This window comes from Brevibacterium permense (genome assembly GCF_025506275.1).
In the GTDB taxonomy this organism is placed as follows: Bacteria; Actinomycetota; Actinomycetes; order Actinomycetales; family Brevibacteriaceae; genus Brevibacterium; species Brevibacterium permense_A.
The window spans coordinates 1-13832 of the sequence record NZ_QYCP01000074.1; the positions used below are offsets into that span (position 1 = coordinate 1).

Below are 13832 nucleotides of genomic sequence, written 5' to 3' on the forward strand. Positions count from 1 at the left end.
TTGCCGGGGCGGGCGGGCTGCGCACGAGGCGCGATCGCGGAAGGCCTCAGACGCGGATGATCTCACGCGGGAAATGGGTGAACGGTTCGCAGCCGGTGTCGGTGATGAGCACCGGTTCCGACAGCTCGATTCCGTAGCCGTTCATCCACATTCCGCCGATGAGGTGGAAGGTCATTCCCGCTTCGAGGATCTGATCGTCCTCGGTGCGGATCGAGATCGTCCGCTCGCCCCAGTCGGGCGGGTAGCCGATCCCGATCGAGTAGCCCAGGCGGCTGGGTTTCTCCAGGCCTGACAGAGCCAGCACTCGATTCCAGGTGCGGGCGAGTTCCGCGGTGGGCACCTCGGGGGCGGCGACGTCGAGAACCGCGGTCAGCGCCTCGGCGACCACGCCTTCAAGGCGGACGAGCTCCTGCTTCGGTCGCCCGGTCACCGCGGTGCGAGCCAGCGGAACATGGTAGCGGCGGTGGACTCCGGCGAGTTCGATGCTCACCGATTCGTCGCGTTCGAACTTCCGATCTGTCCAGCTCAGATGCGGGGTGTCCGCGCTTTCGCCGGTGGGCATGAGAGGGACGATCGAGGGGTAGTCGCCCCAGACCCCGTCGCCGCCTCTGGTCTGGGCTTCGGAGATCGCGGCCGCCACTTCGTTCTGGCCGACGCCGACGCCGATCGTGCCCAGTGCCGCGTCCATGGCAGCGGTGGTCACCTTCGCGGCCTTGCGCATGAGCGCGATCTCCGCCGGAGATTTGATCGCGCGGATCCAGTTGACGAGTTCGAAGGAGTCGACGAGGCGCCATTCGGGCACGCCGTTGACCAGCGCCCGGAAGGCACGTGGGGAGAAGAAATGCGAATCCATCTCGACGCCGACCGGAGACGTGGAGGCGCGGGCGACCTCCCACCGTTGGCGCAGGGCGAAGGCGACCCAGTCGAAGGGGTGGATATGCGGACGCTGAACATACCGTTCGGGATAGCCGACGATGTCCTCCGGTGGCAGCCAGGAAGTGTGCGAGGCTCCCCGCGCGTCCATATCGCGCATGAACAGCGTCATGGGTCCCGACGACGGCACAAAGAGCAGCTGCGGGGTGTAGAAGGACCACGCGTTGTAGCCGGTGAGGTAGTAGATGTTCGCCGGGTCGGTGACGATGAGCGCGGCCAAGCCCTGGTCGACCATCCGGTTGCGCACCGAGGCGATCCGCCCGAGGTACTCCTCGGCGCTGAACGACAGTTCGTTCGCGCCGATCGTATCGACCTCGCCGGGAACCGGCTGCGGCCGCGCCTTGACTTCTTTGCCGGCCTGCCCCTGCTCGGCTCCGGGACGCATCCCGTGCACGTCCGGGCGATTGTCGTCGCCGCCGTAGAACAGCTCACCCTCATTCATGATCCCAGTGTGGTGATCTCTCTCACATACTGTCAATCACTGTCGATGCGCGTGTTGTCGACGGTCTGCCGATCCGCGCGCCTGCGGGGATCCGCGGGCTTTCGCAACGGCGATTCGCAGTCCTTCACAACAGGGATATGGACGACTGCCGACGCCGGTCCCAGGCGATCCTCCAACCGCCACTTCGGGTGGTCGGCGAACGACGGATTCGGGTGGTTGCCAGCGGCGTTTGCAGGTGGTTGCCATCGGCGGATCCGGGTGTTGAGGCAACGGCACTTGGCGCGGATACCCGTCGGCCGCCTCGGCGATATTGACGAATCCAGAACCAAAAATTTTCAGTTTCGACTGAATTCGCATGCACAACAGCGCATTTCAGCAGATTCGGTGATAGATTGTCCTGAGACGCACATCACGGAGGTGAAGAATGGACCCGCTTCTGCCGAACGGCAGCGGTTCCCGATTGGGGAATCTCGACGAGAAGTCTAAGGCGATCATCGTCGAGCTGCAGCACGACGGAAGGAAATCCTATTCGGCCATCGGCAAGTCCGTCGGCCTGTCCGAGGCCGCCGTGCGCCAGCGGGTGTCGCGGCTCATCGATTCGGGCGTCATGGAGATCGTCGCCGTGACCGACCCGTTGAGTCTGGGATTCGCGCGGCAGGCGATGGTGGGGCTCAAGGTCCGCGGGGACATCTCCGCGGTCGCCGAGAAGCTGCACGACTATGACGAGATCGACTACCTCGTCGTCACCGCCGGTTCGTTCGACCTCCTGGTCGAGATCGTGTGTGAATCGGATCGGCATCTGATCGAGTTCGTCAATGAGGAGCTCCGCTCGATCGATGCCGTCGTGGATACGGAGCTCTTCATGTACCTCTCACTCGAAAAGCAGAAATACAACTGGGGGACGCGATGACAGACAATGTCACTAGAGCCGGCACTCCTTACCAGGATGCCATCCGCAACAACGTGTGGATGCACATGTCACCACACCAAGCACTGTTCAACGGTGGTGAGGCGCCGGTCATCGTACGCGGCGAGGGTCACCACATCTTCGACGACAAGGGCAAGAAGTACCTCGACGGTCTCGCCGGCCTGTTCACCGTTCAGGTGGGGCACGGTCGTGAGCAGATCGCGAAGGCGATGTATGACCAGACGCTGAAGCTGCCGTTCATGCCGCTGTGGTCGTACGCCCACCCGCAGGCGATCGAGGTCTCGGAACGTCTGGCCAGCTATGCGCCGGGCGATCTCAACCGGGTCTTCCTCACCTCCGGCGGCGGCGACTCGGTCGAGTCGGCCATGAAGCTGGCGAAGAACTACTTCAAGCTCGTCGGCAAGCCCGGCAAGCACAAGATCATCTCGCGGGCCACCGCCTACCACGGCACGCCGCACGGTGCGCTGTCGGTGACCTCGCTGCCGGGTCTGCGTGAGCAGTTCGCTCCGCTGGTCCCTGGTGCGCACAAGGTACCGAACACGAACTTCTACCGGGCACCTGAGCACCTCGCCCACGATGAAAAGGCCTTCGGCCGCTGGGCCGCCGACCGCATCGGTGAGGCCATCGAGTTCGAAGGTGCCGACTCCGTGGCCGCCGTCTTCCTCGAGCCCGTGCAGAACTCCGGCGGCTGCTTCCCGCCGCCTCCCGGATACTTCGAGCGGGTCCGCGAGATCTGCGACGAGTACGATGTGCTGTTGGTCTCGGACGAGACGATCTGCGCCTATGGTCGCATCGGCGACATGTTCGCCTGCAACGACTTCGGCTATGTTCCCGACATCATCACCTCGGCCAAGGGCATCACCTCCGGCTATGCACCGCTGGGTGCGATGATCGCCTCCGATCGGCTCTTCGAGCCCTTCGGCCCCGGCGGAGACGAGACCTTCTACCACGGCTACACCTTCGGCGGTCACCCCGTCGCCTGTGCCGCGGCGATGGCGAACTTCGACGTCTTCGAAGAGGAGAAGCTCAACGACCACGTGCACGAGAATGCTGCGGCGTTCAAGTTCACGCTCGAGAAGCTCAAGGACCTGCCGATCGTCGGTGACGTCCGCGGTGAGGGATTCTTCTACGGAATCGAACTCGTCAAGGACAAGGATACGAAGGAATCGTTCACCGAAGAGGAGTCCGAGCGGATTCTCAAGAACTTCGTGTCGGCGAAGATGTACGAGAGCGGTCTGTACTGTCGCGCCGACGACCGTGGCGACCCGGTCATCCAGCTCTCGCCTCCGCTGACCGTCGGTCAGAACGAGTTCGACGAGATGGAGCAGATCATCCGCGGCGTCCTGCAGGAAGCCTGGACTATGTTCTGACCCCAATTGCTACCTGACGGCGGCCCAGAAACCTCGCGCGAGGTTGCTGGGCCGCCGTCAGGTAGTTCCGGGGCGAAGTTCAGCGGTTCTGGTCGCGTTCACGGGCCTCGCGACGGGTCACCGGCGGCCGTTCCTCCGTGGGGTCGGCAGCCGTGATCGTGCCTGGGTCCGCAGCCGTGATCGCGTCTGGCGCAGAAACGGATCCGGTGGGCCGCCTCGGCGGGCGCACTCCCGATTGCACCACGAGGACACCGAGTCCGGTCGTCAGCGGAATCGCGATGACCAGACCGATCGAGCACACGAGGATGCTCACCACCTCGACAGACATGTCTCCTAGCGTGAACGTGTCGAACAGCGGCTGATCGTGTGCGGAGACAATGATGAGCGTCATCAGCGCCGAGCCCACATACGCGAACGTGATCGTATAGACGGTCGAGGCGATATGGTCACGCCCGATGCGCATCGCCCGGGAGAACAGTTGACCGGGTTTCATCTCCGGGGCAGCGGCTGCCAGCTCCCACACCGCCGAGGCCTGCGTGATCGTGACGTCGTTGAGCACTCCGAGTCCGGTGATGAGGATCGCGCACACGATGATGTCGGTCATGCCCAGATCGGTCGTATCGACCAGCAGGTACCCGTCCTCCGAGTAGGCGATTCCCAGATTCGCCCAGGACGTCATCCACGCACCGAGGATGCCCGTGATGATGATGCCGAGCACCGTTCCGAACAGCGCCGTCGACGTTCGCGCCGAGATTCCGTGTGCCAGGTAGAGCGCGATGACCATGATCAGGCTCGCAGAGACCATGGCCACCAGCACCGGCGGTTTGCCGTCGAGCATCGCCGGGAGCATGAAGACGAACAGCACGGCACCGGCGAATCCGAGTCCGATCAGTGCGCGCAGTCCCCGCAGACCGGCGACGAGGAGGACGACGATCGCGTAGATGATCGCCAGGGCGAGCATCGGGACGTTGCGGTCGAAATCGATGAACACGTAGTCGGTGCCCATCTCCGCCCGGTCCGGTGACTGCGTGAAGTCGAGGACCTTGATCGTGTCTCCGACATCGACGCCGGCCTTGGCCGCGTCGGGGGTGACGTAGAGGCTGCCTTCCTGTCCGTTCGCCTCCACGGTGTACGTCGTGCAGTCGGCGCGGACCATCGGGTCCGTCTCCCCCGGGTCGCAGTCCGAAGCGTCGACGGCGGTGACGGTGACCTTCGTGTCGGTGGTCCCCTCGGCCGCGTTCGTCGTCGGACCGCCACCGGGCAGGTCCTTGTCCGGTCCCGACGGCCACAGAACGAAGAGTCCGGCGATCGTGACGACGATGAGCGGGACGAGGCAGGCGAGCATGATCAGGCGAACCTTCGGCGAGGCCTTCGGTTCGTGTGCGGACGTCATATGCATGGCGGTCCTTCAGGGACGGCCGACCGGAAAGATGCGGGGCGGTCGACCAGGGCGGAATGGAGGCTGGTGCTCACCGAGGCGGCCAGCCATTATCAAAACTACCTGACGGCGGCCCAGCAACCTGGCGCCAGGTTGCTGGGCCGCCGTCAGGTAGTAGTTGGGGTCAGGCTCCGGCGAGGTGGTCGGCCAGGTACTTCTCCACCTGATCGATGCTCACGCGTTCCTGGCTCATGTCATCACGCTTGCGGATCGTCACTGCCTGATCATCGAGGGTGTCGAAGTCGACGGTGATGCACAGCGGCGTTCCGATTTCGTCCTGGCGACGGTAGCGACGGCCGATGGCGCCGGCATCGTCGAAGTCGATGTTCCAACGTCGACGCAGCGTCGCAGCGAGATCCTTCGCCGCCGGCGTCAGCTTCTCGTTGCGGCTCAACGGCAGCACCGCAGCCTTGACCGGAGCCAGGCGAGGGTCAAGCTTGAGCACGACGCGCTTATCGACGCCGCCCTTCGTGTTCGGCGCCTCGTCCTCGCTGTAGGCCTCGACGAGGAAGGCCATCATCGACCGGGTCAGGCCGAAGGAGGGTTCGATGACATACGGAGTGTAGCGGTCTCCGCTGGCCTGGTCGAAGTACTGCAGCTTCGCTCCCGAGACTTCGGTGTGGGTGCCGAGGTCGTAGTCGGTGCGGTTGGCCACACCCATCAGCTCGCCCCACTCGGACCCTTGGAAGCCGAAGCGGTATTCGATGTCGATGGTGCCCGCCGAGTAGTGCGCACGGTCCTCGGCGGGAACGTCGAGGCGGCGGACGTTGTCCTCGGAGATTCCGAGATCGAGGAACCAGGACCAGCAGTCTTCGACCCACTGCTTGTAGAAGTCGTCGGCCTCGTCCGGGTGGACGAAGTACTCGATCTCCATCTGCTCGAACTCGCGGGTGCGGAAGATGAAGTTGCCGGGGGTGATCTCATTGCGGAACGCCTTGCCGATCTGGCCGATGCCGAACGGCGGCTTCTTCCTGGCAGCGGTGAGCACATTGTTGAAGTTCACGAAGATGCCCTGCGCGGTCTCCGGACGCAGGTAGTGGAGTCCGGCTTCGGAGTCGACGGGTCCGAGGAAGGTCTTGACCAGGCCGGAGAACTCCTGCGGCTCGGTCCACTGACCGCGGGTGCCGCAGTCGGGGCAGACGATATCGGCCATTCCGTTCTCCGGAGCCTTCTTGTTCTTCGCCTCATACGCCTCGACGAGGTGGTCCTCGCGGTGGCGCTTGTGGCAGTTGAGGCACTCGATGAGAGGATCGACGAAGGTGGCGACGTGGCCGGAGGCTTCCCAGACCCGCTTGGGCAGGATGATCGAGGAGTCGAGGCCGACGACGTCTTCGCGACCGCGCACGAACTGCTGCCACCACTGGGCCTTAATGTTGTCCTTGAGCTCCACGCCCAACGGCCCGTAGTCCCATGCCGAGCGGGAACCGCCGTAGATCTCTCCTGCTTGGAAGACGAATCCTCTGCGTTTGGCCAGGGCGATGACGGCATCCAACTTGGACTGTGCCACTAGTTCTCTCCTTGTTTCAGTTCGCCGACGGCCGGCTGCCGTGGCTCGCAGGTACCAGCCTAACTGGTCACGCCGTCGCTTCCTCAACACCGACCCGACCCTCCCTGACTCCTGCCCTCGGCGACGGCAGGAGCCCACCGGAGGCGACTGATCTCACACTCGGATTCCCACTCCGGGGCCGCCTCGGCGAGGGTGTGGCATGTAGACTTGGGGTACACCCAAACCTTTCTCCGTACCGACGTCTTCACGTCTGTCCAAGCGAGTTCTTGGATCTCTACGGTTTCGGCCCAGATTGCTCACGATGATTGCACAAGCGGCCGCAGGGTAGATCGCCACTACAGTCATCTGCGATCAAGTGTGTGCCTACGTGAGAGAGATCACTCATGACCGATGTGTCCGCAAACGACGAAACCACTCCGAGATTCTCCGAACTGGGACTCCACCCGCTCGTGCTCAAGGCCGTAGAGGCGCAGGGCTACGAGATCCCCACCCCCATCCAGGCCGAGACGATCCCGACCCTCCTGTCGGGTCGTGACGTCATCGGTCTCGCCCAGACCGGAACCGGCAAGACTGCGGCTTTCGCCCTGCCGGCCCTGTCCGACCTCGCCGAGGCGGGGCGCGCCGACGACGGCCCGTTCGCTCTCGTACTCACCCCCACTCGCGAACTCGCGATCCAGGTCGCTGAGGCCTTCACCTCCTACGCCACGGAGCTGTCCGACTTCTCCGTGCTCCCGATCTACGGCGGTCAGGCCTATGGCCCGCAGCTGGCCGGTCTACGCCGTGGTGCGCAGGTCGTCGTCGGCACCCCTGGTCGCGTCATCGATCACCTCAAGAAGGGATCGCTCAAGCTCGGCAGCCTCAAGCACCTCATCCTCGATGAGGCCGACGAGATGCTCAAGATGGGCTTCGCCGAAGACATCGAAGAGATCTTCAGCCAGGTCGGTCCCGACCGTCAGGTGGCACTGTTCTCGGCCACCATGCCGTCCTCGATCCACCGGATCACCGGCAAGTACCTGGACGACCCGAAGGAAGTCCGGATCGCTGCGAAGTCGCAGACCGGTGCGAACATCCGCCAGCGCTACTTCATGGTTCAGCATTCGCACAAGCTAGATGCGCTGACTCGGATCCTCGAGGTCGAGGAGTACGAGGGCATCATCATGTTCGTGCGCACGAAGCAGGCCACCGAGGAGCTGGCCGAGAAGCTGCGTGCCCGCGGGTTCAAGACCGCCGCGATCAACGGCGACATCCCGCAGCAGGCACGTGAGCGCACGATCGACATGCTGCGTGAGGCGAAGATCGACATCCTCGTCGCCACCGATGTGGCCGCCCGCGGTCTCGACGTCGAGCGCATCACGCTCGTCGTCAACTACGACATCCCGCACGACACCGAGTCCTACGTCCACCGCATCGGCCGCACCGGTCGTGCCGGACGCTCCGGTGAGGCGATCCTCTTCGTCACTCCGCGCGAGCAGCGCATGCTCGGCTCGATCGAGCGCGCCACGAAGCAGAAGGTCGAACCGCTGACTCTGCCCAGCGTCGAAGAGCTGACGAACACTCGCGTCGACAAGTTCACGAAGCGCATCGACGATGTGCTCGCGCAGACCGAACTGTCCGAACTCACCGACGTCATCGAGCAGTATTCGCTCTCCCGCGATGTGCCGGCCTCGAACATCGCCGCCGCGCTGGCGTCCCTCGTCCTCGAGTCGAACACACTCAAGGCCGAGCCGATGCCCGAACCGGCACGTCGTCAGGGCCGAGACCGTGACCGTGACGGCGGTCGTGACGGCGGCCGTCCGGGCCGTGGCGGGCGTGCCCGTGATGAGAACATGATGACCTACCGTCTGGCCCTCGGACGCAATGAGCGCCTGCAGCCGGGCGCCGTCGTCGGTGCGATCGCGAACGAAGGTGGAATCACCTCGAAGCAGATCGGCCATATCGACATCCGTTCGAACCACACGCTCGTCGACCTGCCCAAGGACCTCGATCCGTCAGTGCTGCGCAAGCTCTCCCACACCGAGATCCAGGGCCGGCCCATCGATATCCGTCCGGATTCCGGTCGCCCGGGTCGCCCGTTCAAGAAGCGCAACTTCGACAAGCAGCCCGGTGACGGCCGCAACTTCCGGGGCGATCGCCGAGGCGGCAAGAAGTTCGGCGGACGGAACGACCGCTCCCGCGACCACTACTGATCCGATCGCGTCATGACCGTCACTTCCCAGGAGTCGTGAGACCCTGAAGCGTCGATCCGGCCGAAACCATGACGAGGGCCCCGCAGCATGATGCTGCGGGGCCCTCGTCGTCGGCAGAGCGGAACCGACCGGCCGAGCCTCAGAAACCCGTGGACGCTGCGCCGCAGTCCTCAGCCTTCGCGTCAGGCCGAGGGGGTGTCGACGGCGCCGCCGAAGCGACGGTCACGGCGGGCGTACTCTTCGATCGCCGCCCACAGGGTGCGCCTGTCGACGTCGGGCCACAGCACATCCTGGAAGACCATCTCGGCGTAGGCTGACTGCCAGAGCAGGAAGTTCGAGGTCCGCTGCTCCCCCGAGGACCGCATGAACAGGTCGACGTCGGGCACGATGGGTGCGTAGAGGCGGGAGCGGACGGTCTTCTCCGAGACCCTGCCGGGTTTGAGCTTCCCGGCGGCCACCTCGGCGGTGATCTCATTGATCGCGTCGACGATCTCGGAGCGTCCGCCGTAGTTCACACAGAACTGGAGCACGAGACCGGTGTTGTTCTTCGTCATCTCCGCGGCCGTCTCGAGTTCGTCGATGACCGAACGCCACAGCCGACCGCGCCGGCCGGACCACACGATCCGCACGCCCAGGGCGTTGAGCTCATCGCGGCGGCGGCGGATGACGTCACGGTTGAACCCCATGAGAAAGCGCACCTCTTCGGGTGAGCGCTTCCAGTTCTCCGTCGAGAACGCATACGCCGACAGAAAGTCCACGCCGATCTCGATCGCGCCGTGGATGACGTCGAGCAGCGAAGCTTCCCCGGCTTTGTGCCCTTCCGTGCGCGGCAGCCCCCGCTGATTCGCCCACCGACCGTTGCCGTCCATGACGATAGCGACGTGCCGGGGCACGAACTTCGCGTCGATGCGCGGAGGTCTCGCTCCGCTGGGGTGGGCCGGTGGTGCGGGGTAGCTCATGTGCTCTCCAGAACTCTCAGTGATCGGATATTGCGCTCGAGGTGCCAGGACACCCAGTCCGAGACCAGCTTCGACCCGTCGATCTGATCGTGCAGGTCGGAGGCCTCGGCGCGCTCCCAGTCGCCGGACAGGAGCGCGGCCATATGCTCGAGCGCATCGGTGTCGGGCAGCGCCGCACCGGAGGGGCGACAGTTCGTGCACACGGCACCGCCCAAGGCTGCGGAGAACGCGCGGTGGGGTCCGGGGTTCCCGCACTGGGCGCAGTCCAGCAGGCTCGGTGCCCACCCGGCCACGGACATCGCGCGCAGCAGGTACGCATCGAGGGACAGCCTCGGCGGGTGTTCCCGGTTGCACAGCGAACGGATGGCAGAGACGAGGAGGAGGAAATGCGTGCGGGACTGGGGTTCGGCTTCGGTGATGCTGCGCGCCGTTTCGGCCATCACCGAGGCGGCCGAATAGACATCGAAGTCCGTGGCGATTCCGCGGGCGAAGGGTTCGACGAGTTCGACCTGGGTGACGATGTCGAGGCTGCGCCCGACGTGGCATTGCAGGTCGACGAGCATAAAGGGTTCGAGACGGGAGCCGAACCTCGATTTCGTCCGTCGCACCCCCTTCGCGACGGCGCGGACGAGGCCGTGGCTGCGAGTGAGCACGGTGACGATGCGGTCGGCTTCGCCGAGCTTGTGCCCCTGGAGCACGATGCCTTCATCACGATAGTTGTGCACCCGCCCATTATCGCTTAAGCGCGGCGGGGAATCACCCCGCCGCGCTCTGCGACTGCTGTGAGATCGACCGCGCAGCCTCAGCTCTGACGGTCGCGAGCCGCACGGTTGACGGCCGAGACGACGGCCTTGAGCGAGGCCTTCGTGATGTTCGGGTGCAGACCGGCGCCCCAGACGACGCGGTCTTCGACGGCGAGTTCGACATAGGCTGCGGCGTTGGTGTCAGCGCCGGAGCCGATGGCGTGCTCGGAGTAGTCCTGGAGTCGCACGTCGACGTCGAACTGGTCGATGAGGATCTTCACCAGCGCGTCGATCGGTCCGTTGCCGCGTCCTTCGTAGGTGCGTTCCTGACCGTCGACGATGAGGTCGACCTCGATGCGCTCTGCCGATGAGCCGCCACCGTCGACATTGCCCGATTCGGTGCGCAGGCCGACGATCTGGAAGCGGCCCCATGCTTTCTCTGGGTCTTCGGCGGGCAGGTATTCGTAGTTGAAGATACGGCGGATCTCCTCGGCGGTGACCTCGCCGCCGGCTTCGGTGTGCTGCTGCACGGCACGGGAGAATTCGACCTGCATCCGACGCGGCAGGTCGAGTCCGTACTCGCTCTTGAGCAGGTAGGTCACTCCGCCCTTGCCGGACTGCGAGTTCACACGGATGATCGCCTCGTAGCTGCGGCCGAGGTCCTTCGGGTCGACCGGCAGGTAGGGCATGTCCCATTCCATGAGGTCGACGGGGGTGCCCTGGGCGTTCGCCTTCTTCTCACGATCGGCGAAGGCCTTGTTGATCGCGTCCTGGTGCGAGCCCGAGAACGAGGTGAAGACGAGGTCGCCGCCGTAGGGGTGACGTTCGTGGACACCGATCTGGTTGCATTCGGTGACGGTGTGGATGACCTCGTCGATATCGGAGAAGTCGAGCTCCGGGTCGATGCCCTGCGTGTACAGGTTGAGAGCGACGGTGACGAGATCGAGGTTGCCGGTGCGCTCACCGTTGCCGAACAGACAGCCTTCGATTCGGTCGGCGCCGGCCATCATTCCCATCTCCGCAGCGGCCACGCCGGTGCCCCGGTCGTTGTGCGGGTGCAGGGACACGGCCACTTCGTCACGGTAGGGCATATTGCGGCAGAACCATTCGATCTGGTCCGCGTAGGTGTTCGGTGTGCCGCGTTCGACCGTGGCCGGCAGGTTGACGACGGTCTCGCGGCCGGCTGCAGGCTGCCACATGTCGAGAACGCTGCCGACGATGTCGAGGGCGAACTCGGGTTCGGTGTCGACGAAGATCTCCGGCGAATACTGGTAGCCGAAGTCCGCGTCGGACAGCAGAGTCTCGGCGTGCTTCATCACGGCCTGAGTGCCCTGCAATGCGATATCGCGAGTCTGGTCGAAGCCGTCTCCGTCGAAGCCGAAGACGACCTTGCGGAAGACCGGCGCGGTTGCGTTGTAGAGGTGCACGGTGGGCATCTTCGCGCCGACGAGGGATTCGACAGTACGTTCGATGAGGTCCTCACGAGCCTGGGTGAGCACGGAGATCCGGACGTCATCGGGAATCGCGTCCTGTTCGATGATCTCGCGGACGAAGTCGAAGTCGACCTGGCTGGCGGCCGGGAACCCGACCTCGATCTCCTTGAAGCCGAGCTTGACGAGCAGATCGAACATCTTGCGTTTGCGGTCCGGTGTCATCGGATCGATGAGCGCCTGGTTGCCGTCGCGCAGGTCGGTGCTCAGCCAGCGAGGCGCCTTGCTGATGATCTGGTCGGGCCAGGTGCGATCGCGCATATCCAGCGCAATGCGGTCCTGGAACGACTTGTACTTGCCGAACGGCATGGGAGAAGGCTTCTGCAGTTTCATTGTTCCTCTATCTCAGTTTCTCAGCGCTTGACCAGCATACGAGGACTCCGCGACGAGCGTGCTGTCCGTTCAGGACTCGTCGCGGCAAGGAAGGAGGAGGAACCTATGAGCCACACGATCACCGTAGTCCCCCTTCCGCGTTCCGTCCGAATCCCGTCCACATCCTAAGATCGCCGAGGCGGCGCAGGGATCCTACTTGAGGAAGTCGACCGAGGCGCGGCGGACGTTGAATCCGACTCCTGTGTCGTCGGATTTGCAGGTCATGCCCTCTTCGCTGGAGGTGCAGGTCATCCCCGCCGCGGAGATCGAATCCCCGTAGCCGAGGACGCGTGCCGGGCCGTTGCTCTCGGGAGCCTCGACGCAGGAGAAGCCTGAGCCTTCCTTATTCGCCACGACGATGGAGCCCCAGTCGTCGAGCTTGCAGTCGTCGGGCTTCTCCGGCGGTGAGTACTCGTAGTCCTTGATCACGCAGCGCGCTCGTTCGGAGTCGATGGTGCAGGCGATATTTCCCGACGGGGATGTGAAGGTCTCTTCGGCGACGGGAGCCTTCGAGCTGCCCGAATCGGACGGCTCGGGGTCATCGGTCTGACCGATCGACGGTTCGTCCGTGGGTCCGACGGTGGAGGTGTCGGCACCCTGGGTGGAGTCCCAGACGATATAGCCGACGATGCCGAGGGCAAGGATGAGCGCGATGGCAGCGAGCACCCACAGCCACGCGGGGACCTTCTTCGTATCGTTCCGCCGACCATAGGGGTCGCGCGAGCCGCCGGGGCTCCCCGGTCCGCCGGGGCCTCCCGGCCCTCCCGGTCCGCCGGTTCCTCCGGGACCGGCAGGTCCGGCCGGCGCATAGCCGGCGGCATAGGCACCGCTGTAGGCGGGAACGTGGCCCGCCTGTCCGTATCCGGGGCCGCCGGGGCGACCCGTGCCGGGCTGAGCGTGATCGGGTCCCGCCGGCGACTGCACCGGCCCGGCGGCCTGCGGCTGCGATGCTGCGGCTTGACCGCCGGCACCGAACTCTCCACCCCACTGCCCCTGGTGCGGGTGAGGATCTCCCTGATGCGGGTGCGATTCGGGCTGCTGCGAATGCGGCTCGGCCTGGTGCGCGTCCGCAGGCGCCGACTGCGAGCCGGGCAGCGGGTTCCACTGCTTCGGAGCCGAGGGCGCCTCAGCAGCGGCGATATCGTCGGAGTTCACCTTGCGCGGCGCGGCCGGCAGCCCTCCGGTCTGATATCCATCGGCGGCGGCCAGTCCGCGCAGCTCTTCGAGGCTGAGCACCTCGGTGGCATCGGTGCCGTCGGATTCGACCATCGACCGCAGCCTCTGCAGTTCTGCGGGGGTGAGTGCTTGGGTGGAGCCATCAGCGGCCGCGGACTCATCGTCGCCGATGAACAACTGGGTTGTGATCGACTCCGGAGACTCCTCGGCCGGCTTCCGACGCCCGGGGCGCGGAGGATGGTTCGGCACAGGTGGAATGCTCATGGTGTCATTTTCGCATAGTCGCTA

General features: G+C 64.9%; 10 protein-coding genes. 3 read left to right on the forward strand and 7 right to left on the reverse strand.

Annotation, left to right across the window (positions count from 1 at the left end; translation table 11 throughout):
- Window positions 1–46: 46 nt before the first annotated feature.
- On the reverse strand, window positions 47–1375 hold the full coding sequence (locus D3I60_RS03750; RefSeq protein WP_262774811.1) for a M24 family metallopeptidase: 1329 nt from the start codon (window positions 1373–1375) through the stop codon (window positions 47–49).
- 424 nt (window positions 1376–1799) lie between these two features.
- Here D3I60_RS03750 and D3I60_RS03755 point away from each other — a divergent pair, with 424 nt between their 5' ends.
- Together D3I60_RS03755 and D3I60_RS03760 are read left to right on the forward strand one after the other, a co-directional pair.
- Window positions 1800–2285: an Lrp/AsnC family transcriptional regulator gene (locus D3I60_RS03755; RefSeq protein ID WP_101547408.1), complete on the forward strand. Its 486-nt coding sequence runs from the start codon at window positions 1800–1802 to the stop codon at window positions 2283–2285.
- Window positions 2282–3673: an aspartate aminotransferase family protein gene (locus tag D3I60_RS03760; protein ID WP_167196763.1), complete on the forward strand. Its 1392-nt coding sequence runs from the start codon at window positions 2282–2284 to the stop codon at window positions 3671–3673. Before D3I60_RS03755 ends, D3I60_RS03760 begins: the two co-directional genes overlap by 4 nt.
- Before the next feature lie 79 nt (window positions 3674–3752).
- On the opposite strand, the gene D3I60_RS03765 is transcribed toward D3I60_RS03760, so the two are convergent.
- Both D3I60_RS03765 and D3I60_RS03770 read right to left on the reverse strand, forming a co-directional pair.
- Complete coding sequence (locus D3I60_RS03765; RefSeq protein WP_262774812.1) at window positions 3753–5066, reverse strand: YibE/F family protein; 1314 nt, start codon at window positions 5064–5066, stop codon at window positions 3753–3755.
- A gap of 169 nt (window positions 5067–5235) precedes the next feature.
- On the reverse strand, window positions 5236–6618 hold the full coding sequence (locus D3I60_RS03770; protein WP_262774813.1) for a glycine--tRNA ligase: 1383 nt from the start codon (window positions 6616–6618) through the stop codon (window positions 5236–5238).
- Between the two features lie 383 nt (window positions 6619–7001).
- Here D3I60_RS03770 and D3I60_RS03775 point away from each other — a divergent pair, with 383 nt between their 5' ends.
- A complete protein-coding gene (locus tag D3I60_RS03775; protein WP_262774814.1) occupies window positions 7002–8804 on the forward strand; it encodes a DEAD/DEAH box helicase in 1803 nt (600 codons plus the stop codon).
- A gap of 182 nt (window positions 8805–8986) precedes the next feature.
- On the opposite strand, the gene D3I60_RS03780 is transcribed toward D3I60_RS03775, so the two are convergent.
- From D3I60_RS03780 to D3I60_RS03795, 4 genes are all read right to left on the reverse strand, one after another.
- Window positions 8987–9763, reverse strand: a complete 777-nt coding sequence (locus D3I60_RS03780) for an isoprenyl transferase (protein ID WP_262774815.1) — start codon at window positions 9761–9763, stop codon at window positions 8987–8989.
- A complete protein-coding gene (gene recO / locus D3I60_RS03785) occupies window positions 9760–10488 on the reverse strand; it encodes a DNA repair protein RecO (protein ID WP_262774816.1) in 729 nt (242 codons plus the stop codon). The genes D3I60_RS03780 and recO overlap by 4 nt, the downstream gene beginning before the upstream one ends.
- A 77-nt stretch (window positions 10489–10565) precedes the next feature.
- Window positions 10566–12329, reverse strand: coding sequence for a 2-isopropylmalate synthase (gene leuA, locus D3I60_RS03790; RefSeq protein WP_262774817.1), 1764 nt, complete (start codon window positions 12327–12329; stop codon window positions 10566–10568).
- 192 nt (window positions 12330–12521) lie between these two features.
- Window positions 12522–13808 carry a DUF6636 domain-containing protein gene (locus tag D3I60_RS03795; protein ID WP_262774818.1) on the reverse strand — a complete coding sequence of 429 codons (1287 nt, stop codon included), beginning with the start codon at window positions 13806–13808 and terminating at the stop codon, window positions 12522–12524.
- Window positions 13809–13832 lie beyond the last annotated feature (24 nt).